At 67.5% G+C, this 21,070-nt stretch carries 18 protein-coding genes; 14 read left to right on the forward strand and 4 right to left on the reverse strand.

What is annotated here, in order from left to right; all coding sequences use genetic code 11:
- Nucleotide 1 precedes the first annotated feature (1 nt).
- Complete coding sequence (locus EAW56_RS07280) at nt 2-2,995, forward strand: alpha-(1->3)-arabinofuranosyltransferase domain-containing protein (protein WP_122085890.1); 2,994 nt, start codon at nt 2-4, stop codon at nt 2,993-2,995.
- Here the strand turns inward: EAW56_RS07280 and EAW56_RS07285 are convergent.
- Entirely contained in the window at nt 2,928-4,028 is a 1,101-nt protein-coding gene (locus EAW56_RS07285; RefSeq protein ID WP_208636497.1) for an acyltransferase family protein, read from the reverse strand. The genes EAW56_RS07280 and EAW56_RS07285 overlap by 68 nt on opposite strands.
- Here EAW56_RS07285 and EAW56_RS07290 point away from each other — a divergent pair.
- Together EAW56_RS07290 and EAW56_RS07295 are read left to right on the forward strand one after the other, a co-directional pair.
- Nucleotides 4,005-4,730, forward strand: coding sequence for a porin PorA family protein (locus EAW56_RS07290; protein ID WP_244213380.1), 726 nt, complete (start codon nt 4,005-4,007; stop codon nt 4,728-4,730). The genes EAW56_RS07285 and EAW56_RS07290 overlap by 24 nt on opposite strands.
- Entirely contained in the window at nt 4,714-6,153 is a 1,440-nt protein-coding gene (locus EAW56_RS07295) for an MmpA family trehalose lipid delivery protein (protein WP_208636495.1), read from the forward strand. The genes EAW56_RS07290 and EAW56_RS07295 overlap by 17 nt, the downstream gene beginning before the upstream one ends.
- Here the strand turns inward: EAW56_RS07295 and EAW56_RS07300 are convergent.
- Nucleotides 6,078-6,557: a hypothetical protein gene (locus EAW56_RS07300; RefSeq protein WP_147453264.1), complete on the reverse strand. Its 480-nt coding sequence runs from the start codon at nt 6,555-6,557 to the stop codon at nt 6,078-6,080. The two genes, EAW56_RS07295 and EAW56_RS07300, sit on opposite strands and share 76 nt — an antisense overlap.
- A gap of 250 nt (nt 6,558-6,807) precedes the next feature.
- Here EAW56_RS07300 and EAW56_RS07305 point away from each other — a divergent pair, with 250 nt between their 5' ends.
- Complete coding sequence (locus tag EAW56_RS07305) at nt 6,808-7,053, forward strand: three-helix bundle dimerization domain-containing protein (RefSeq protein WP_122085895.1); 246 nt, start codon at nt 6,808-6,810, stop codon at nt 7,051-7,053.
- A 368-nt stretch (nt 7,054-7,421) separates the two neighbouring features.
- On the forward strand, nt 7,422-7,877 hold the full coding sequence (locus tag EAW56_RS07310; RefSeq protein WP_122085896.1) for a DIP1984 family protein: 456 nt from the start codon (nt 7,422-7,424) through the stop codon (nt 7,875-7,877).
- Here EAW56_RS07310 and EAW56_RS07315 read toward each other — a convergent pair whose 3' ends face one another.
- Nucleotides 7,878-8,954, reverse strand: a complete 1,077-nt coding sequence (locus EAW56_RS07315; RefSeq protein ID WP_122085898.1) for a glycosyltransferase family 4 protein — start codon at nt 8,952-8,954, stop codon at nt 7,878-7,880.
- A gap of 4 nt (nt 8,955-8,958) precedes the next feature.
- Here EAW56_RS07315 and EAW56_RS07320 point away from each other — a divergent pair, with 4 nt between their 5' ends.
- Together EAW56_RS07320 and EAW56_RS07325 are read left to right on the forward strand one after the other, a co-directional pair.
- The gene (locus tag EAW56_RS07320) at nt 8,959-9,708 is read left to right on the forward strand and encodes a class I SAM-dependent methyltransferase (RefSeq protein ID WP_122085899.1); all 750 of its coding nucleotides are present in this window, start codon (nt 8,959-8,961) and stop codon (nt 9,706-9,708) included.
- Nucleotides 9,709-9,815: 107 nt separating this feature from the next.
- The gene (locus EAW56_RS07325) at nt 9,816-10,235 is read left to right on the forward strand and encodes a hypothetical protein (RefSeq protein WP_133064877.1); all 420 of its coding nucleotides are present in this window, start codon (nt 9,816-9,818) and stop codon (nt 10,233-10,235) included.
- Between the two features lie 476 nt (nt 10,236-10,711).
- Here EAW56_RS07325 and EAW56_RS07330 read toward each other — a convergent pair whose 3' ends face one another.
- Nucleotides 10,712-12,538 (reverse strand): phosphoenolpyruvate carboxykinase (GTP), encoded by a 1,827-nt coding sequence (locus tag EAW56_RS07330; protein WP_122085901.1) that lies wholly within the window; start codon nt 12,536-12,538, stop codon nt 10,712-10,714.
- Nucleotides 12,539-12,920: 382 nt separating this feature from the next.
- Here EAW56_RS07330 and trmB point away from each other — a divergent pair, with 382 nt between their 5' ends.
- The 7 genes from trmB to EAW56_RS07365 are packed head-to-tail and all read left to right on the forward strand — an operon-like array spanning nt 12,921 to nt 20,991.
- Complete coding sequence (gene trmB, locus EAW56_RS07335; protein WP_122085903.1) at nt 12,921-13,700, forward strand: tRNA (guanosine(46)-N7)-methyltransferase TrmB; 780 nt, start codon at nt 12,921-12,923, stop codon at nt 13,698-13,700.
- Between the two features lie 3 nt (nt 13,701-13,703).
- Nucleotides 13,704-14,375, forward strand: coding sequence for an NYN domain-containing protein (locus EAW56_RS07340; RefSeq protein ID WP_095275712.1), 672 nt, complete (start codon nt 13,704-13,706; stop codon nt 14,373-14,375).
- A gap of 13 nt (nt 14,376-14,388) precedes the next feature.
- On the forward strand, nt 14,389-16,707 hold the full coding sequence (locus EAW56_RS07345; protein WP_122085904.1) for an MMPL family transporter: 2,319 nt from the start codon (nt 14,389-14,391) through the stop codon (nt 16,705-16,707).
- Complete coding sequence (locus EAW56_RS07350) at nt 16,691-17,722, forward strand: lysylphosphatidylglycerol synthase transmembrane domain-containing protein (RefSeq protein ID WP_244213381.1); 1,032 nt, start codon at nt 16,691-16,693, stop codon at nt 17,720-17,722. The genes EAW56_RS07345 and EAW56_RS07350 overlap by 17 nt, the downstream gene beginning before the upstream one ends.
- Before the next feature lie 52 nt (nt 17,723-17,774).
- Nucleotides 17,775-19,259 (forward strand): FAD-binding oxidoreductase, encoded by a 1,485-nt coding sequence (locus EAW56_RS07355; RefSeq protein WP_122085906.1) that lies wholly within the window; start codon nt 17,775-17,777, stop codon nt 19,257-19,259.
- A gap of 32 nt (nt 19,260-19,291) precedes the next feature.
- A complete protein-coding gene (locus EAW56_RS07360) occupies nt 19,292-20,596 on the forward strand; it encodes an SAM-dependent methyltransferase (protein ID WP_122085907.1) in 1,305 nt (434 codons plus the stop codon).
- Nucleotides 20,597-20,637: 41 nt separating this feature from the next.
- Entirely contained in the window at nt 20,638-20,991 is a 354-nt protein-coding gene (locus tag EAW56_RS07365) for a DUF3054 domain-containing protein (protein ID WP_240511736.1), read from the forward strand.
- The last annotated feature ends 79 nt before the right edge of the window (nt 20,992-21,070 follow it).

Below are 21,070 nucleotides of genomic sequence, written 5' to 3' on the forward strand. Positions count from 1 at the left end.
GTTGCGCGCACACATTGGCGGCTGGGTGCTGCTGGCGCTCACCGTCCTGCTGCAGCCGCCCGGCCGGGTCGCCGCCGACACCAAGCTGGACCTCTCCGTCGACCCGGCGCGCTTCCTCGCCCGCGCCACGCACGCCTACACCGACGAGTTCCCCCTAGGCCAGGTGCAGAACCAGGCCTACGGTTACCTTTTCCCGCAGGGCCCGTTCTTCCTGCTCACGCACTTCGCCGGGGTGCCGGAGTGGGTGGCGCAACGTGCCTGGTGGACCCTGCTTGTGTGCCTGGCGTACTCGGGCGCGCTGCTCCTGGCGCGCCGCACCGGGGTGCGCGGCCGCGTCCCGCAGGTCACGGCGGCACTGCTCTACGCGCTGTCGCCGCGCATCCTCACCACGCTCACCGCGATCTCCTCGGAGGCGTGGCCGGTGGCGCTCGTGCCGTGGACGCTGATCCCGCTCGCCCGGGCCCGCCCGCGCGTCGCCGGCGCGGTGCTCGCGGTCGCGGCGATGGGCGCGGTCAACGCCACCGCCACGATCGCTGCCTGCGTGCCCGCGTTCATCTGGCTGTTGTGCCGTCGCGAGTACGCGCGCGCCGCCTGGTTCACGCTGGGCGCGGCGGCGGTCTCGGCGTGGTGGATCGGCCCGCTCATGGTGCTCGGCCGCTACTCGCCGCCGTTTACGGAGTTCATCGAGTCCGCCGCCGTCACCACCGCCTGGCTCAACCCCGTGGAGGTCCTGCGCGGCGCCACCAGCTGGGCGCCGTTCGTGGACGCCGAGCGCACCGCCGGCTTCCTCGTCGTCGGCGAGCCCGTCTTCGTCCTGGCCACCGCGCTCGTGGCCGGCTTCGGCCTCGCCGGCCTCGCGCGCCGCGACGTCCCGTGGCGCAGCGCGTGGGTGGTCATGCTCGCCGTCGGGTTCGCCCTCTTCTGCTCCGCGCATTTCTGGGTCCCGCTTCTCGACGGCCCCCTCGCCCCCTTCCGCAACCTGCACAAATTCGACCCACTCGTCCGCCTCCCCCTGACTATCGGGGTGGGCCACCTGCTCGCCCGCGTGGACCGCCCCCGGGCGGCGGGTGTGGTTCTCACCGCCGCGGTCGCGGTGGCGCCGGCGTGGTCGCTGCGCCTGCTCCCCGACGGCACGTGGACGGAGATTTCGCCCGAGTGGGTCGCCGCCGGCGAGTGGCTGGAGGAGCACGCCGCGGGCACCCGTACGCTGGTCGTGCCGTCGGCCTCGTTCGCCCGCCAGACCTGGGGCTGGACTCGCGACGAGCCGATCCAGGCGCTCACCAGCACCCGCTTCGCGTTCCGCGACGCCGTCCCCCTCGCCGACCCGGAGGCCATCCGCGGCCTCGACGGCCAGGTGCGTGCAGTGGACCCGGAGGCGCTGCGCGCCATCGGCGTCGGTGCGGTGGTGGTGCGCCACGACCTGGCGACCGGCCCGCCCGCCACCACCGCCCCGCCGGTAGACCCCGCCTACGTGGCGCGCAACCTCGGCGAGCCCACCGTGAGCTTCCGGGGCGAGGGGGACGACACGGGCGTCGACATCTACCTCCTCGAGCCCCAGCGCGACGCCATGATCACGGACGCGGAACCGGTCGCCGTCGACGGCGGCGGCGAGGTCCTCCCGCTGCTGTGGGCGCGGTGGGGGTACTTCCCGGCGCGGCTCGTCGATAGGCATGCGAACGTGGTCACGGACACCCCGGCGCTGGCCGAGCGCAACTACGGTACGCTCCGCGGCGCGCAGTCCGCGCCACTGGCGCAGGGCGAGGGCGGCAACGTGGGCAACCGGCTGCCCGACTACCCGTCGGCCGGCACGCGCGTCGGCGTCGCCGAGGACGGCGGGCAGGTGCGCGCCTCCTCCTCCGCCGCGGACGCGAACGCGTTCGGCGGCGCGGTCGCCGGGGCGTCGCTGACCAGCGCCTTCGACGGCGCCCCGGAGACCGCGTGGTGGCCCGCGCCGGGCGACCGCCACCCGTGGATCGAGGTGCCGCCGGTGGCGGAGTCGCTCACGCTCACCGCAACGCGCACCACCACCGTGGAGCTCACGGGCGGAGCGCAGCGCCGCGTCACCCTCGTCGCGGGCGAACCGCGCACGATCCGCGCGCCTGGCACCACGCGCATCGGGCTGACAGAGCGCGTCGGTATCGCCGAGCTCGACGCGGGCGTGTCCCGCACCGTGGAGGTCCCCGGCACTGCCGACACCTACTTCTTCCAGCGCCACTTCCCCGAGACGCAGGTGATCCAGCGCCGCTTCACCACCGCCGTCGACGCCACGTGGCACCTCGACGCGCCCGCCACCATCGACGGCACCCGCTACCCCTCCGGCCCCGTCCACCTGCCCGCGGGCCCCCACGACCTGTTCACCCGCCGCGACGCCGTCGCGCTCACCCGCGGCGAGGCGCCGACCCCCATTTGGTCCCCGCTGCCCGCCACGCTCGCCCCCGCCGACCACGCGCGCACCATCATCACCACCCGCGCGTTCAATGCTGGCCTGCGCGCCACCGTCGGCGGTCACGCGCTCGAGCCCACGCTTATCGACGCCGCGACCCAGGCCTTCACCGTCCCCGCCGGAGCCTCCGGCGAGTTCCGCATGTACTTCGCCGGCGAGGCGACCTACCGGTACTCCCTCCTGCTCGGCGGCGCGTTCAGCGCCCTCGTCGCGCTGGCGTGCCTGGTGGCAGTGGTGCGCAGGCGGGGCGACGGCGGCATGGCCGATCCGCCGGAGCTGCCCCGCGTCGACCGCGCCGCGCCGCTGCTCGCCACCGTCGCCGTCGTCGCCGCCGGCCCGGTCGCGGGGCTCGTCGCCGCGGTCTCCGCGTGGGCCATCCGGCGCTTCACCGTACTGCCGTCCGCGTGGCTGTCCGGTGGCGCGCTGGTGGTCGCCGGGCTGGTGCTGGCGAGGGCCCCGTGGCCGTCGGCAAGCTATGCGGGCGCTACGCTCCTGCCGGTTGTGGGGTGCTTCGCGGTGGCGTGCCTGGCGTGGCCGGACCGCGACGAGTAGCCAGCGCCGCGCGCATCACCCGCGCGCCGGGCACCTCCACGAGCTCGTAGGAAACGTAGCCCACGGCCAGGCTCGCGGCCGCCGTCACGGCCAGGACCAGCCAGAAGTGTCCGCCGAAGACGGGCACCCCGAGCACCGGAAACACCAGGTCCAGCACCGCCATGTGCCACAGGAACACGGAGTATGACCAGCGCCCGGCCAACATCGCGGGCCGCGTAGACAGCAGCGTCCCGCCCTCCCTCGGCCCGAGCGCGTAGGGCGCAACGAACAGGGCGGCGAAGAGTGCGCCGAGCAGGACGCGCACGTTGAACTCGGCCGGCGTGGGGTGGGTCAGCCCCTCCGGCCCGACGACCCCGGCGAACCACGCCACCGGCATAGCCAGCAGCGGGAACGGCCAGCGCGGGCCGCGATAGCGCACGCCGACGCGCTCCAGTTCCGCGCAGACGAGCCCCACCGCGAACCAGGGCGCGTACGACGGCGGCCAGATCTGCAGGTTGACCACCTCCGGGTTGGAGAGCGGCTGGATGAGCCACGGCCAGGCCAGCCCCGCCACCACCGCCGCGGCGAGCACCCGCCTGCGCGCCCGCCCGCCGCGCGCCAGGTACAGCGGCAGGACCAGGTAAAACGCCACTTCGACGCACAGCGACCACATCTGGGTGAGTCCGGGGATCAGCCCACCTGGCACATAGATCTGCAGCATGAGCAGGTTCGCCACCGCCTGGCCCACGCCCACCCCGCTTAAGGCGGGCAACGCGAGCAGGGCCACCACCACGCACACCACGTACGCGGGCGCGATGCGCGCCGCTCGGCGCGCGAGGTACCCGGGCCGCGGCCCGCGCCGGGCGAGGACGAACGCGGACAGGGCGTAAAACACGGCGACGAAGTAGTCGAAGCGCGCGAGCAGTGGCGAGTGGTTCGCGGTTTGGAAGGCAACGTGCGTGGTCAGGATCCCGAGGGCGGCGACGGCGCGCAGGCCCTCGAGTTCCGGCAGTAGGTTAGAGTTTCGAGTGTGGTTTTCGGTGAGCTTTTCGATGTGGACATTGTAAAGAAGCGCAAACTTGCGTGGGCGGCGGGCATCGCCGTCGGCGCGCTGGCGTTCAACATTGCATCGCCGATCGTCATCGCACACCAGCGCACCATGCCCACCGGCACCTACGCGATGACCTTCGACGGCCCCGACGGTGAGCACTTCACCCGCACGACGACGCTGGAGAAGTCCACGGCCGCGGACCCCACGACGGGCAAGGACAAGGACATCTACACGCTCTCCACCGAGCAGACAGGCCCGAACGCGTTTACTGATTCCTTCCAGATCAACCCCACCACCGCCTTCCCGGAGAAGGACCACCAGGGCCTCGGCGCCTACCTGCCGTACCGCCCGGAGCGCCGCTCGTACCCCTACTTCGAACCCGGCGCGCAGGCCACGGTCCCGCTGGACTATCTCGGCCCGGGTTCCGTCGGCGGCCTGGATACCTACCAGTACCGCGCCACGCTGCCCGACGGCACCCAGCGGACGGTCAATGCGGAGCGACGCACAGGCACGCTTATCGACGAAACCTGGTCCCTCCCCTCCGGCGTCTGGGCACTCGATGACGCCTCCAAGTCCGCGGCGGTGGACCGCGCCCGCAGCGAAACGACGTGGCTGCGCGCGCTGCAGATCATGGCGCTGCTGACCCGGTTCGTCGCCGCAATTGCAATCGTGTGGGCGTTGGTGCTCCTTGCGCGCCGCCGCTAAGTACCTGCTGCCCGCCTACGGCACCCTGCTGGTGCTGGGCCTGACCTGGCCGTTTTTCCTGCCGGGCGACGCGTTCGCGCTGCGCGACATGATGGTGCTGCCCGACATGGCGCTCACCCGCGCCTCGCTCGGCTTCGGCGACCTGCCCGCCCGCAACGTGCCACAGGACGCGCTGCTGGGCCTCGTCCCGTTCCCGGTCCTGCTCGTGCGTGTGCTCGTCGTCGGCGCGGCCGCCGCTGCAGCGTTCGCCGGCCACCGCCTTGGTACCCACGCGCTGGGCAAGGCGGCGGCGATGACGGTGGCGGTGTGGAACCCGCTGGTCATCGAGCGTCTGCTGCAGGGCCAGTGGTCGCTCGCCGTCGCCGCGTGGCTCATTCCCCTGGTCGCGCTGAGTGGAAGGGCAAGCCCGCTGGCGCAGTGGGTTGCCTCGCTTACCCCCACCGGCGCGATTTCCGGCGCCTGCTTTGTGCGCGACCGCGTGGGCGTGGTTGTTGCGGTGCTGGCGTGTGCGCCGTGGGTGGTGGCGGGTGCGCTCGCTACCGGCGGCGGGACGGCGACGCCCGAGAGCGCTGCCGCGTTCGCGCCGCGCGCGGAGCAGTACGTGGGCACCCTCGGCGCGCTCATGGGACTGGGCGGCATCTGGAACGGGGCGGCGGTCCCGGCTTCGCGCGAGGTCGGCTTTGCCCTGTTCGGCATCCCGCTGTTCGTGCTGCTCGGGCTGGGGTGGCGTGCGGTTCCGCGCCGCTGGCTGGCGTTGGCGGCCGCGGGTTTCGCGGTCGCGCTCGCGTCCTGGGCGGGCCTGACCAACCCCGTGGTCACGCACGTACCCGGTGGCGGTTTGCTCCGCGACGCGCAGAAGTGGCTCATCCTGGCTATTCCGGCGTTCGTCGCGGCGGCGGGGGCGCTGACCCCGCGTCGCGCCGCGGCCGCGTTGGCGTGTGCGCTGTTGCAGGTGCCGGACGGTGCGGTGAGCGTCGCAAAGCTGCGCCCCGCCGCTGTCGAGTGCCCGGCGGTGGAGGCCGCGGGCCGCGATGTGTATTTCGCTGAGCGTGCGCCGCTGACGCTCGTGCGCGGCGAGCCGACGGTCGATGCGGCGCCGAAGTGTACGAATGTCGTGGAGTCCGGGGCTTTGCTTGTCGACGCCACCCTGGTCGATCCCCCATCGCCACGGTGGGTCGCCGCGCGCGAGGCTGTGTCGGAGGAGCCGGTCGATGTGGCGCGGCTGCGTGAGCTCGGGGTGGGGCTGGTGGTGTACCCGGACGGGCGGGTGCTGGAGACCGGCGCACCCGCGCGCGGGCTGCCGCCGGTGGGGATTGCGCTTTTCGCGGGTTACGTCGCGTCGTTAGGCTACGCGGTATCTGCGGGGAGGCGCTCGCGCAGCTCGGCGGCGAAGGTCTCGGGGTCGGGCACGGAAACGGCGTAGTCGCCGGATGTGGTGTTGATGCGTACTGTCGGGCCACCGACGGAGTAACACTCAGCGCCGTCGACCTTCCGTGGGCCGCTTAAGTGCGGTGGGGAGAACATCCAAGACCACACGCTCGGTTGCGGGCCTGCCTCTTCGACGCCGGTGATCCGATCCAGCGGGATTGCGGTTTCTCGGCCTGCAAGGCGCAGCTGCAGGGCGGAGTTACCTCCACGGTCGTCAACGCAGACGTGCAGCGTGATGCGCGAGTAAAGGAAGGCGTAGGCGGCGAAGCATCCCAGAAGGATCCAGCTGAACGGATCGGAGCGGAATCCACCGACCATCGGCACCACCAGTACCGTGGCGACAAGAATGACGGCCAAGGGCACGCCGTTCACCCTGCGGTCTCGTTCCAGGTTGGTCATGTCACAAGCGTAACAGTGTTCACACGTATTTTTATTCACACATATATGGATCACGGAAAATTCGTAGAAAAACCCGTTTACCAGCGTATATTCTGTTTTTAGTTGGCTCACGCCAATAAATGCGCAGGCCCAATCATTGAAATCCTTGCATGATTCAACCCGTGCCACTAAAGTTAACCGCAGATGAACACAGGGTTACGTACCCGGTAGTCCGGGGGAACTACCCCAAGACACAGCAAAGGAGACCCTCATGAAGGACATCAACAACATCGACTTTTCTATTATCCGCGAGCGCGCACTGCGCAACATCCGCGAAGACCTCATCGCCGAGTGGTCCGACCGCTTCGACGCCGAGGCGATCGGGCTCGCCTTCGATTCCATCCTCAAGGCGCACCGCGATGGCGCCACCCTGGACCACTTCATCCCGGTCCTGGTCGAAGCAGAGATGAGCGCACGCCTGCGATCCGGCAACCTGTGGCCGGCAACCGCCGCGTAACCCGCGCCCGGCTGAGCTGAGCTCAACCGCAGCCCCCTCCCCGCACAACGCGGGCCGGGGGCTGCGGTTTTTGCTATACTGTCCTGCTACATGCTGTCGGTAGCGGGAACCCCGGGCCGCGGCGTGCGTCTTAGCGAACACTCACCCGCGCCAGCCCGGGTAAGGCTGGAGACTCTGATCAGGCCCTTTGCCGCACGGCCACCCCTTGCATTGTGACGCGGCCTGCATCGAGCACACGAGCACTCCCCACCAGGGAACGCACAGATAACTGAGTATTACCGCAGTGTTGGAAGACGCACTCCCGCCACACCCGGGACCCGTGAGGGTTGGGATACGGGGACGCATACGTAAAAAGGAAAGGGGCCACCATGTTGCTTGCAGAGGCACTCGCACAACGCGCCGAGGCGCAGCACCGTCTAGACGAGCTGCGTTCTCGCCTGGTCGACCAGGCGCTGGTGCAGGAAGGCGACGAGCCCGCCGAAAACCCGGCCGAGCTGCTGGAAGAGGCGGCGCACGTCCTCGAGCAGATTGAGACGCTGGTGCGCCGCATCAACCACACCAATTCGGTGACCACCTTCGAGGGCGACGCCACGCTTACCGACGCGATTGCCAGGCGCGACGCCCTCCTGCGCGCGGGCCGGCTGTACTCCGCTGTCGCGGACGCGGCAACCGAGCGCATGAACCGCTACTCGCGCTCCGAGGTCCGCTACGTTCCCACCGTTGACGCGGCCGCGCTGCGGAAGATGTCCGACGGCGCTGCCAAGGAGTACCGCCAGCTGGATACGAAGATCCAGCAGCTGAACTGGGCTACTGAGCTGCGTTAACTAACGCTTGGCGCCAACCACACCGCGCAGCACCGCGGCGAACTTCTCTCCCGTTGCCGCCCACGAGTACTTTTCCGCCCGCGCCTGGGCGGCGGCGCCGAGGCGGCGGCGCAGTGGGGCGTCGGCAAGCAACTGCTCCACGGCCTGCACGAACTCAGCCTTGGAATCCACCAGCAAGCCCGTCTCGCCGTCGATGATGGAGTCATTGACGCCGCCGGCGGCGCAGTAGCCGACAGTCGGCACGCCGTGCTGCGCGGCCTCAATGACTGCGATACCCCACCCCTCCTTCGCGCTCGGCATGAGGTGCAGCGCCGCGCGCGAGAGGACCGCATGCTTGTACGCGTCGTTGACATGCCCGTGGAAGCGGATCTCCGCCCGCCCCGCCGCGTACTCGCGCAGTTTATCCTCCCACCAGCCGGAACCAAGGATGTCCAGCACCACGTCGTCGCGCCCAGCGATCGCGTCAATGGCGTGCTCGATGCGCTTATGCGGCACCAGCCGCGACAAGGTGACCACGTGCACCTTGCCGTCGTCGGGCACCACAGGCAGCTCGCCCGGGATCGGATCCACGCCGTTTTCCACAATCGCGATGTCGCGCTCGCGCACGCCGAGCGCCACCAGATCGCTTTTCGACGCCTCACTCACCGTCACATACCGCGCACCCCGATACACCCGCGGCGCCACCTTGGACTCCAAAAACCAGCCCAGCCTCCCGATGACCGGGCCCGCCACCGGCCACTGATCCTTATGGCAGTGGTGCGTGAGCAGCACGACCGGGCGGCGCGTGAACATGCGCGCGAAAAACGGGATCCCGTTTTGCGTATCCACAATCACGTCCGGCCGGTTGCGCCAGATGGATAGCGGCGCCAGCACGTACACGCCGTACTTACCGCCGGCGCGCTCGAAGCGGATGCCGCCGCGCGTGCTGCGCCTCGGCGCGTCGGTGTGGCTGGAGGTGCGAAAAATGACCTCGTGGCCCTGCGCCGCGAGGTACTCGCCAACGCGTTCCAGGTAGCGTTCGCTGCCGCCACCCTGCGGGTGGGTGGAGTCGCGCCAGCACATCAGCAGTATCTTCATTGCTATGTACCGTACCCGCCGCCTGGCCACCCTGGCACGTTCGCTGCGCCTTCTGCGCTCGTTTGCCTACGAGCAGTTCCGCCCCGCCGTGTTCTACTCCGGCCTGGCGCGCGACACCCGCTCGCTTCTCGACGCCCTGTGGCAGGACACCACCGCCCCCAGCCCAGCCGGCCTCACCGGACGTGCCGTGTTGGACGTCGGCGGCGGCCCCGGCTACTTCGCCGACGCCTTTGCGGACACCTTCTACGTCGGGATGGAGCCGGACGTCTCCGAGCTTTCCGCCGCGGGGCTCACCGGCTTCGGCGCGGTGCGCGGCGACGGGGCGCACTTGCCCTTCGCCGACGGCTCCTTCGACCTCGTGTACTCCTCCAACGTGGCCGAACACATCCCCAACTGGCGAGCTATGGGCGAGGAAATGCTGCGCGTGGTCAAACCCGGCGGCCTGGTCGTACTGTCTTACACCGTGTGGCTAGGCCCCTTCGGCGGCCACGAGACCGGTCTGTGGGAGCACTACGTGGGCGGGGAGTTCGCGCGCCGGCGCTACGAGCGCAGACACGGCAGGCCGCCCAAGAACGTGTGGGGGACCTCCCTGTTTTCCGTCTCGGCCCGCGAAGGGCTCAAGTGGGCGGAATCAACCGGCCGCTTGCTCACCGCCTTCCCGCGCTACCACCCGCATTGGGCGTGGTGGCTTTCGCGCGTGCCCGTCCTCCGAGAGTTCGCGGTTTCGAACCTGGTGCTTGTGCTGCGCGGATAGGCTCGCCAGATTCCATTGCTTTTACGGGGTGCGTGATAGATACTTACCCCGAGGCGGCCGACAGTAGCAGCCCGTATCGATGAGCTCCCTGAAAGAGAAGGACCGCAATGCAACTCCCATCCCAACTTCAAGCTGCAATGAAGCAGATTCCTTTCACCCCACACACGGTGGGAGCGCTTCTAGCCAGCGTGATTGCCCTGATTTCCCTCGTGACAGCTATCGCAGTTGGGGAATCTTCCTCGAAAGCACCAACCGTCGAGCCCCGCGGCGAGAAGTCTGTGATCCAGGTCGTCACGGTGGATGGAAAGACAGCAGGTGTATGCGCACTCGGAGGCCTGCGCCAGGAGAAAGTGCACTACACCGACAAGAATTCCGTCTACTACTGGGAGCTCAAGCCCGGCGAAGAACGCATTGACGCATCATGCCCCAGTGTTAGTGCCCTTTCCTCCGGTAAAAAGCGTTTGGAAGGCCACGCGATAGTAAAGAGCTTCGACGCACCGCAAGTTGTCAAAATTACTGTGCAATAGCGTCAGGACAGTTTACAAGCAGCATCGTGAAACCCCGACTGTCCCACTTCACTTTCGGATTTGCGGGATCTGCTAACACGACGCGGCGACACGTCACGATTGCATACGCTTTCCTTTCAGTCGCCCTTTTAGACCGCAAACACCGTCTACCAGAGCGATGCTTGGACCTCGAGTAACTTGCGTTGAACCTTTCCATGGGTAAATTGGAGGTCAAGAAAGTGAGGACAAGGTCCCTCGCTATGAGTGAGGATAGGTCTACAGGACAATTTGCGCCTGTAGGCCTTTCCTCTTTTTCTACTGGGGCCGGGCCGAGTAAATTTTCGGGTTAAGCGACAAAATGTGTGCTTTTCTCGGCGTGTCGACTTAAGCGCACGGGATACAGCACAGAACGGGGCTCACAGCACTCGCCGCAAAATCCGCATAACAAAAGGCCCGCCAGTTCACATTCAAACAGGCGGGCCTTTTGCGTCAGCAGGCTAGCTGCGCGCTGCCTTCACGCGCTCGGAAAGCTGATCGAGCTGGTCGAACAGTTCCTGCGGTACGCGGGAGCCGAGGCCCTCGAGGTACTCGCGGCCGTCCGCCACGTCGTGAGCCCACAGCTCCGGATCCGGGTAGAGCGCCTCCTTGACGTCCTCGGCCGGGGTGTCCAGGCCGGTCAGGTCCAGGTCCTCCACCCGTGCGGTGTGGCCAACCGGGGTCTCCTCGGCCCCGACCTTGCCCTCGATGCGCTCCACGACCCACTTGAGCACGCGGGAGTTTTCGCCGAAGCCCGGCCACAGGAAGCGACCGTCCTCGCCGCGGCGGAACCAGTTGACCAGGAAGATGGACGGCAGACGGTCGCCACCGCGCTCGCCCATGTCCAGCCAGTTCTGGAAGTAGTCACCCACGTTGTAGCCGATAAACGGCAGCATCGCCATCGGGTCGTGGCGCAGGGAACCCACCTTTGCTTCCGCAGAGGCAGCGGTCTGGCCGGAGGAGAGCATCGCGCCGATGAGGGTACCGTGCTCCCAGCTCAGTGCCTGGGTGACCAGCGGGACGGTGTCCGGGCGACGGCCACCGAACAGGATTGCGTCCAGCTTCACACCACGCCAGTCGTCGAACTCCGGCGCAGCGGTCGGGCACTGCTTGATCGGTACGCAGTAGCGGGAGTTCGGGTGCGCCGCCTTCTCGGCGGAGTCCGGGGTCCAGTCGTTGCCACGCCAGTCGATGAGGTGGGCCGGCGGTTCGCCGTCCATGTCCTCCCACCACACGTCGCCATCATCAGTGAGCGCAACGTTGGTGAACAGGGTGTTGCCCGGCTCCATGGAGCGCATCGCGTTCGGGTTGGACGTGTAGTTCGTGCCCGGCGCAACGCCGAAGAAACCGTTCTCCGGGTTCACGGCGTACAGGCCGTCCTCCTTGAGGTGCAGCCACGCAATGTCGTCGCCCACGACCTCGGAGGTCCAGCCCTCCAGCGTCGGGGTGAGCATGGCCAGGTTGGTCTTACCGCACGCCGACGGGAACGCCGCAGCGACGTGGTAGTTCTTGCCCTCCGGGCTGGTGAGCTTGAGAATGAGCATGTGCTCGGCCATCCAGCCCTCCTCCTTGGCCATCACGGAAGCGATGCGCAGCGCGTAGCACTTCTTGGCCAGGATGGCGTTGCCGCCGTAGCCGGAACCGTAGGACCAGATCTCCTTGGTCTCAGGGAACTGGGAGATGTACTTGGTGTCGTTGCACGGCCACGCAACGTCCTCTTGGCCCGGCTCGAGCGGAGCGCCGACGGAGTGGAGGCAGTGGACGAACTTGTCGCCCTCAATCTTGTCCAGGGCCTCCTGACCCATGCGGGTCATGATGCGCATGGACATGACCACGTAGGCGGAGTCGGTGAGCTGGACGCCGAGCTTCGGGTCCGGATCACTAATCGGGCCCATGCAGAAGGGCACCACGTACATGGTGCGGCCCTTCATGGAACCAGAGAAGTGCTCGAGCATCTCTTCTTTGAGCGCGGACGGCTTCATCCAGTTGTTGGTCGGGCCGGCGCCCTCCTCTTCCTCAGTAGAGATAAAGGTGCGGGACTCCACGCGGGCAACGTCGGAGGGGTTGGAGCGAGCCAGGAAGGAGTTCGGGCGCTTCTCCTCGTTCAGCTTGAGCAGGGTGCCCTTCTCAACCAGCTCTGCGGCCAGGCGGTCCCACTCCTCCTGGGATCCGTCGGCGAAGACCACTTTGTCGGGCTGGAACAGCTCGACCGACTCGTTTACCCAGGCAATAAGTGCTTCATTGTCCGTCGGAGCCGTACCCTCCAAACGGTTCACTGCAGTGGTCATGTGCTCTCCTTCATAGTTCACGTCCGCTTTGCGTCCCCGCACAAATCCTCGGGATTTCCAGCGTATCTGAATCGCGGGCGCGCCGAATAAAATCCACGTTTTCCCAGGTAGAACGCTACACCCTGAAGTGACGTACACCATACATTCGCGCGCGGATTTGGGGCCACCACCTCCCCGTTTGGGGGTATACGTCCGCCGTAAAACAAGCCCGAAACAGCGCGGCACACTGGGCAAACGGGGGACCGCGCGGGGGTCAAACGGACACCGTTGCCCGACCTGCGCGGCGCCTCCCCCTGGAATGGGGTGGCAAGGGGGCGTCGATAAGCGCACGAAAGCCCCTCACAAACTTGCGTCACCGCACGTCATGTGGACAATAAACACAATGAATAACGCTGATTTTTCCCAAACTCCCCGCGAGGGGACTGGCGAGCTGCCCGCCGGGCGCCCGCTGCAAACTGACTTTGGCACCGGGCTGGACTACCCGCGGCTCGGCTCGGTGACCTTCCGCCGCGGCACGCTCACGGAGAACCAGGAGGCCCTGTTCAACGAGCACTGGCCGCACCTGGGCACGGTGCTGACGAACGAGACGGACGGGCACATCGACGTGGACGAGTGGTTCGGGCGCGCGGGCCACCCCACGATTGTGGAGATTGGCTCCGGCACCGGCACCTCCACCGCCGCGATGGCGCCGCTGGAGGCGGACACCAACGTGATCGCGGTGGAGCTATACAAGCCCGGCCTGGCCAAGCTGCTCGGCGCGGTCGTGCGCGGCGGGATTGAGAACGTACGCATGGTGCGCGGCGACGGCGTGGAGGTGCTGGCGCGCATGTTCCCGGAAGCCTCGCTCGACGGCGTACGCGTCTTCTTTCCAGACCCGTGGCCCAAGGCGCGCCACCACAAGCGGCGCATCATCCAATCGGGCACGCTCAACCTCATCGCCACCCGCCTTAAGCCCGGCGGAGTGCTGCACGTGGCCACCGACCACGCGGACTACGCCGAGTGGATCGACGAGCTGGTGGATGTGGAGCCGCTGCTGGAGTACAAGGGTTGGCCGTGGCCGGACGCCCCGCTGCTGACGGACCGCCAGGTGATTACTAAGTTTGAGGGCAAGGGCCTGAACAAGGACCACGTGATCCGCGAGTACCTCTGGGAGAGGAAGTAACCAATGGTTCTGCAGGACAAGACGCACCCGTACACCGAGGGCGCACCGGCCGGGCCGGAGTCCTACCTGCTGGTGTGGGACGCGCCGAACCTGGACATGGGGCTCGGCGCCATCCTGGGTAGCCGCCCCACCGCCGCCTACCGTCCCCGCTTCGACGCGATCGGCCGCTGGCTGGTCGGTGAGGCGGACGAGCGCTCCGCGGAGACGGGCACGCAGGTCGAGCCCGAGGCCACCGTGTTTACCAACGTCTCCCCCGGCAACACCGAGGCGGTGCGCCCTTGGGTGGAGGCGCTGCGCAACGTCGGCTTCGCTGTCTTTGCCAAGCCGAAGGTGGACGAGGATTCGGACGTGGACCAGGACATGCTGGACCACATCGAGCGCCGCTACGAAGAGGGCGTCCTGCGCGGCCTCGTGGTGGCCTCCGCGGACGGGCAGAACTTCCAGGAGCGCATCGAGGAGCTCGCCGCAGAGGGTATCCCAGTGCAGGTGCTCGGCTTCCACGAGCACGCCTCGTGGGCCGTGAACTCTGACGCGGTGGACTTTGTGGACCTGGAAGACATCCCGGGCGTGTTCCGCGAGCCGCTGCCGCGCGTCAACCTGGACCACCTGCCGGACGGCGGCGCCTGGATGCAGCCGTTCCGCCCGCTGTCGGCGCTGCTGCACAACCGCGACTAAGGAGGCCTCCCTCGTGTTTTACAGGTGGGGCCGCGTCGCCTTCCGCCACCGCCGGGTCATCCCGCTGGTGGTCATTGCCATCATCCTGGTGATGCAGGTCCTCTTCGGCGCCAAGCTGGGCGACCGCCTCTCGCAGGAGGGCTGGGAAGACCCCGGCGCCGAATCCACGGCCGCCGCGCAGATCGAGCAGGACACGTTCGGCCGCGACAACGCCGGCGATGTCATCGTGCTCGTCTCGGCCCCCGGTGGCGTGCAGGACAAGGCGCTCATCGACGCCGCGAATTCCCAAATCTCTGCCCTCCAGGACAAGCACCCGGAGCAGATCGACCACGTCACCAGCTACTTTGCCAAGCAAAACCAGCAGCAGGTGACCGCGGACGGCACCCAAGCGTTCGCCGCAATCGGGCTGAAAGGTGATGGGGAGCAAACGCTCAAGGACTTCCGCGCGATCGAGCCGGACCTGCGCGCCATCGAGCTGCCCGGCGACGCGACCGTGCAGATCGCCGGCGCAACCGCCGTGGCCGACGCACTGGACGACGGCATGGCCAACGACATCGCCCGTGCTGAGAAGGTCGGCCTCATCTTCGTGGCCATCATCCTGCTCTTCGTCTTCGGCGGCGTGGTCGCCGCGGCGATGCCGCTGATCGTGGGCATCCTGTCCATCCTTGGTTCCCTCTCGCTGCTGTCCGTCCTGGCGCAGTTCCAGCAGGTCAACATCTTCTCCCAGTCCGTGATCACGCTGCTGGGCCTGGGCCTGGCCATTGACTACGGCCTGTTCATGGTCTCCCGCTTCCGCGAGGAGCTCGACCGCGGCCTGGACGTGGAAGAAGCGGTGGCGGTGACCACCACGACGGCGGGCAAGACCGTCTTCTTCTCCGCGCTCATGGTGGGCGTGGCGCTGTCCGGCCTGCTCATGTTCCCGCAGGCGTTTTTGAAGTCCGTGGCATACGGCGCGATCAGCGCGGTCGTCCTCGCCGCGGTGATCTCCGTGGCGGTGCTGCCGGCCTTGTTCGGCATGCTGGGCACACGCATCGACATGTGGTCGGTGCGCCGCACAAGCCGCAAGGCCCGTCGTTTGGAGGATACGGTTTGGTACCGCATCCCGGCGTGGGCCATGCGCAACTCCAAGAAGGTGGTCGTGGGCATCACCGCCCTGCTGTTCCTCATCACCGCCCCGATGGTGGGCATCACCTTCGGCGGCATCAACGAGTCCTACCTGCCACCGTCGCAGGAGACCCGCCAGTCGCAGGACGCCTTCAACGAGGCGTTTCCCGCCTTCCGCACGGATCCGGTGAAGCTGGTGGTGACCGGGGCGTCGAACGAGCAGCTGGGCAACATTGTCATGCAGACGCGCCAGGTCTCCGGCCTGGCCTCACCGCTGAAGCCCTCGCACCCCACCCAGGACGGCACCACGATCCTCTCCGCCCCGCTGGCGGACCGCAACGGCGGCCAAGAGGTCGTGGACCAGCTGCGTGGCCTGGACGTCCCGGAGGGCGTGCAGACGTACGTCTCCGGCACACCGGCGATGGAGGTCGAGTCCATCGAGGCGCTCCTCCACCGCCTGCCGTGGATGGCGCTGTACATGGTCGCCGCGACCTTCCTGCTCATGGCGCTGCTCTTCGGCTCGCTCATCCTGCCGGCCAAGGCCGTGATCATGAACGTGCTGGGCATCGGTGCCACGCTGGGATTCCTCACCGCCGTCTTCGTCGGCGGCCACGGCGCGAGCCTGCTCAACTTCACCGCGGGCCCGCTGATGAGCCCGGTGCTCGTGCTCATCGTGGCCATCCTCTACGGACTCTCCACGGACTACGAGGTCTTCCTGGTCTCGCGCATGGTGGAGTCCCGCCACAACGGCGCGTCCACCGACCAAGCGATCAAGGAGGGCACGGCACACACCGGCGGCATCATCACCGCTGCCGCCGCCATCATGATCGTGGTCGCGGCCGCCTTCGCCATGAGCGACATCGTGATGATGAAGTACATCGCCTTCGGCATGATCTTCTCGTTGGCGCTCGACGCCACGATCATCCGCCTCCTGCTCGTCCCCGCGGTGATGCACCTGCTGCGCGAGGACAACTGGTGGGCGCCCCGCTGGGTCAAGCGCGCCTACGCCTCCCTCGGTGAAGGCGGCGAGAGCAGCGCGGGCACCGCGGGCAGCCAGCCCGCGCCTGCCGCACCCGCGCAGCCCGCCGACGACCCGGAAACCCACCCAGGCCGCGCCGGCGTCTCGGTGGAAGAGAACCACGAACTCGTCCCGTTCCGCGAGCTCATGCGCCAGCTGGAGGAGCGCAAGGCCCTCGAGTACATCCAAAAGCGTGAGCTCGAACGGTAGCCGCGCGCAGGTGATGCGGTGGGTGCGCTGGCTTGCGCCGCTCGTCCTGCTCGCACTCCTCGTCGCCGCGTTCTGGGAAGAGCTCGACTTCCTCGCGGACTCGTGGCGAGCCCTGCGCCGCGCCGTCGCTCACGCGCCCGGCCCGATCGCCGGTGCCGTCGTCGCCGCGTTTGGCGCGATTGTCGCCATGGCCGCGGTGATGAAGATCTTGCTCAACGTCGACGCCAAGCGCACGGACATGGCGCGCACCACGGCGCTCACGCTCGGCTCCAACGCCTGGTCCACCACCCTGCCCGGCGGCCCCGCGCTCTCCGCGTGGTTGACCTACCGCGTCCAACGCTCCTGGGGCGCGTCCCCCGGCCTGTGCGGCTGGTTCTTCGTCATCTCGGGCGCGCTTTCCACGGTGTGGATGGCGCTGATCGGGCTCGCCGCCGTCCTCTTCCTCGGCGCCGACCTGTCCGCGGCTACCTTGTGCACGTCGATCGTGCTCACCGTCCTCGTCATCGTCGCCATGTTCTGGGCCACCCGCCACCCGGCACTGCTGACCCGCTGGACCCGCTTCCTCCCCGGCTCCGTGCGCGGCAAGGTCGCCGACGTGATCACGCAGGTCTCCCAGATCCGCATGACCGCCGGCCAGTTCTTCTCCTCCGCGTTTTGCTCCCTGTGCAACCGGCTCTTAGACGTCGTGGTCTTCTACTTCTGCGTCTGGTCCGTCGTCGGCGACGCGCCCGGACTCCACGCGGAGCTCAACCGGGCGAGCCTCATGGGGGTCACGCTCGCGTTCATCATGACTAAGCTCGCCGGCGCCGCCCAAGTCACCCCGGGAGGGGTCGGCACCGTCGAGGCCGCCGCTGCCGCCTCGCTCGTCGCAGCGGGCATGACGCTTGTCGACGCCACCGCCGCCACCCTCATCTACCGCATCATCTCCTTCGCACTCATCACCGCAATCGGCTGGGTTGTCCACATTGTCTGCTACGCCGGGCGCGGCTACATGCTCGGAGCGCCGCGCGACTAGGCGCGCTCCCCCCGCCGCGCGAAGTCCAGACGATGGGTCTATCGTGCAACACATGAGCGTATCTGATGGTCTCGCAAGGTCCCTCGCTGGCGTGCGCAGCGTCGACGGAGAACGAGTCACTCCAGTGGGCTGGCATGCGCACAGCCAGGGCGTGGAGACCCTGCTGGCGAGCTTCCGGCAGGTCCCCGCGGGCGAGCGCGTCCGCCTGGCTAAGCGCACGTCGAATTTGTTTCGCAAGCGCGTCGAGCCCGGCGCTGGCCTCGATGTCAGCGGCCTCGGCGGGGTCATTGCCATCGACCCGGTTGCTAAAACCGCGGATGTCCAGGGGATGTGCACGTACGAGCAGCTTGTCGACGCCACCCTGCCCTTCCACCTCGCACCCCTGGTCATCCCCCAGCTGAAGACCATCACACTCGGCGGCGCCGTCTCCGGCATGGGTGTGGAGTCCACCAGCTTCCGCAACGGCCTGCCACACGAGTCTGTCATCGAGATGGACGTGCTCACCGGCACCGGCGACATTGTGCGCTGCTCACGCGAGGAGAACGTGGACCTCTTCCGCGCCTTCCCCAACTCGTACGGCTCCCTCGGCTACGCGGTGCGCCTGAAGATCGAGCTGGAGTACGTCGCGCCATACGTGGAGCTGCAGCACGCACGCTTCCACTCCCTGCGTGACTTCCAGGAAGCGCTCAGCGCCGTCTCCGCCTCCGGATCGTGGGACGGCCGCACGGTGCACGGGCTTGACGGCGTAGCCTTCTCCCCGGAAGAGCAGTACCTGGTGCTCGCCTTCCAGGCCGACGACGCCCCGGGCACCTCCGACTACACGCGCGACGCGATCTTTTACCGCTCCCTGCAGCACCCCGAGGGCATCACGCACGACTTCCTCACGATCCGCGACTACATCTGGCGCTGGGACACCGACTGGTTCTGGTGCTCGCGCGCCTTTGGCACGCAGCGCCCGAAGGTGCGCCGGTTCTGGCCCCGCGAGCTGCGACGCAGCGCCTTCTACTGGAAGTTGGTCGGGCTGGACAAGAAGTACGATCTGGAATACCGCTTCCTCAAAAAGCCCAAGAACCTGCCGCGCACCGAGCGCGTCGTGCAAGACATCGAGGTCACCGACGCACATGTCGCCGAGTTCGTCGACTGGTTCTTCCAAGCCAGCGAGATCGAGCCCGTCTGGCTCTGCCCCATCAGGTTGCGCAGCGACTCGGCTGCGCTCTCACAGCTTGGTCTGCCTGAGCACGCCCCGTGGCCGCTCTACCCGCTCGAACCGGGCACAACCTGGGTCAACGTCGGGTTCTGGTCGGGTGTGCCCGCCGACCACGTCTCGCCCGCCCAGGAGCCGGGCGCCTTTAACAAGGTGATCGAGCGCAAAGTAAGCGAGCTGGGCGGCCACAAGTCGCTCTACTCCGAGGCCTTCTACGACCGACCCGAGTTCGAACGCCTCTACGGCGGCGACCTGCCAGAGCGGATGAAGGCCACGTACGACCCGGACCGACGCTTCCCGGGCCTGTTTGAAAAAACTGTCAACAACGCATAGCGCACACCGCAGCGCACAGGAGAAGAAAGCACATGAGCAAGTTCGTACCAATGACCGTGGCCGACATCGTGGATACCCTGTTCCCCACGTACAACCCGTTCCGCTGGGAAGCGTTCGACGGATCCTCCACAGGGCCGGTGGGCGCGGAGCACACGGTGCGCGTGAACAGCCCGGAGGGGCTGTCCTACATCGCCACCGCACCTGGCGACGTCGGCCTGGCGCGCGCCTGGGTCACCGGCGGACTCGGGGTCGAGGGCGAGCACCTAGCACACCCGTACGCGGTGTTTGATAAGCTGCGCAACCTCTACGCCCACTACAAGCGCCCGAACCCAAAGGAACTCTGGAGCATCGTGCGCTCCTTGCGCGGCATGGGTGCGTTCCAGATCCAGCCCGTGCCGGAGGCGGAGCAGGCCTCCTGGTTTGAGCGCACCGTTCGCGAGGGCCTCACGCCCCACTCCAAGGAGCGCGACGCGGAGGTCATCTCCTCCCACTACGACGTGGGCAACGACTTCTACGAGCTGTTCCTCGGCGAGTCCATGGCCTACACCTGCGCCTACTACCCCACCGAGGACGCCAGTCTGGACGAGGCCCAGGAAAACAAGTTCCGCCTCGTCTTTGAAAAGCTCCACCTCAAGCCGGGCGACCGCCACCTGGACATCGGCTGCGGTTGGGGCACGATGGTGCGCTACGCCGCCAAGCGCGGCGTGAAGTCACTCGGCGTCACCCTGTCCAAGGAACAGGCCGAATGGGCGCAGGCGAAGATCAAGGAGGAGGGACTCGAGCATCTCGCGGAGGTACGTCACCTGGACTACCGCGACGTCACCGAGTCCGGCTTTGACGCGGTCTCCTCCATCGGGCTCATGGAGCACATCGGGGTAAAGAACTACGCCTCCTACTTCGACTTCCTCTCCAGCAAGCTGCGCCCGGGCGGCGTGATGGTCAACCACTGCATCACGTTCCCGGACAACCACAAGACGAACAAGGGCGATTTCATCGGCCGCTACATCTTCCCGGACGGCGAGCTCACCGGCTCCGGCACTATCGTGCGCAAGATGCAGGACCACGGGTTCGAGGTTGTCCACGAGGAGAACCTCCGCTTCGACTACATGCGCACGCTGCGCGATTGGTGCGAGAACCTTAAGGAACACTGGGACGAGGCGGTCGAGCTCGTCGGGCTGAACACGGCCAAGCTCTGGGGCATGTACATGGCGGGCTCCGAGTGGGGCTTCGAGCACGACATCGTGGAGCTGCACCAGGTGATGGGCATCAAGCTGGATAGCGAAGGCTCCCGCGCCGGCACGCCCGAGCGCCGCTGGTGGAACGACTCGGTATTCTAGGCGCGGTGTTTTCAGTACCGCGAGGCGCTAGCATGGCGGGTATGAAGAAAACGATTTCGAAGCCGTACGCCATCGCCGCTGACTACGTCGCTATCGCGGTATTTGCGCTGCTCGCGCGCGCCGCGCACCAGACCGAGGAGATGCCCCTCAACTTCACGGGCTGGCTGTCCACGCTGTGGCCATTCGCACTGGGCGTGACCCTCGGCTGGCTCATCGCCCGAGACAACAAGGGCGGCATCATTTGGCCGGTCACCGTCATCACCGGCCTGGTGATCTGGGGTATTCGGAACCAGTCCATCCCCCACTGGTCCTTCATCATCGTGGCGACCACGATGTCGGCGCTGCTCATGCTTGGCTGGCGCGGCATTGCCAAGCTGGTGGCAAAGAAGGGCTAGAAGCTCGAGCCGAAGTTGTACATCGGGTCGCCGGTCTGGATGCCGTTGACAAACCAGACGAGCATGCTGATCAGGTCGC

The sequence above is a fragment of the Corynebacterium gottingense genome (assembly GCF_003693265.1).
GTDB lineage: Bacteria > Actinomycetota > Actinomycetes > Mycobacteriales > Mycobacteriaceae > Corynebacterium > Corynebacterium gottingense.

Bases quoted from the DNA above. Each gene is read 5' to 3' on its own strand.
- EAW56_RS07300 (WP_147453264.1), bottom strand. From the start codon at position 6,557: ATGACCAACCTGGAACGAGACCGCAGGGTGAACGGCGTGCCCTTGGCC.
- EAW56_RS07330 (WP_122085901.1), bottom strand. From the start codon at position 12,538: ATGACCACTGCAGTGAACCGTTTGGAGGGTACGGCTCCGACGGACAAT.
- EAW56_RS07340 (WP_095275712.1), top strand. From the start codon at position 13,704: ATGGTTCTGCAGGACAAGACGCACCCGTACACCGAGGGCGCACCGGCC.
- EAW56_RS07360 (WP_122085907.1), top strand. From the start codon at position 19,292: ATGAGCAAGTTCGTACCAATGACCGTGGCCGACATCGTGGATACCCTG.
- EAW56_RS07320 (WP_122085899.1), top strand. From the start codon at position 8,959: ATGTACCGTACCCGCCGCCTGGCCACCCTGGCACGTTCGCTGCGCCTT.
- EAW56_RS07325 (WP_133064877.1), top strand. From the start codon at position 9,816: ATGCAACTCCCATCCCAACTTCAAGCTGCAATGAAGCAGATTCCTTTC.
- EAW56_RS07305 (WP_122085895.1), top strand. From the start codon at position 6,808: ATGAAGGACATCAACAACATCGACTTTTCTATTATCCGCGAGCGCGCA.
- EAW56_RS07355 (WP_122085906.1), top strand. From the start codon at position 17,775: ATGAGCGTATCTGATGGTCTCGCAAGGTCCCTCGCTGGCGTGCGCAGC.
- trmB (WP_122085903.1), top strand. From the start codon at position 12,921: ATGAATAACGCTGATTTTTCCCAAACTCCCCGCGAGGGGACTGGCGAG.
- EAW56_RS07315 (WP_122085898.1), bottom strand. From the start codon at position 8,954: ATGAAGATACTGCTGATGTGCTGGCGCGACTCCACCCACCCGCAGGGT.
- EAW56_RS07365 (WP_240511736.1), top strand. From the start codon at position 20,638: ATGAAGAAAACGATTTCGAAGCCGTACGCCATCGCCGCTGACTACGTC.
- EAW56_RS07310 (WP_122085896.1), top strand. From the start codon at position 7,422: ATGTTGCTTGCAGAGGCACTCGCACAACGCGCCGAGGCGCAGCACCGT.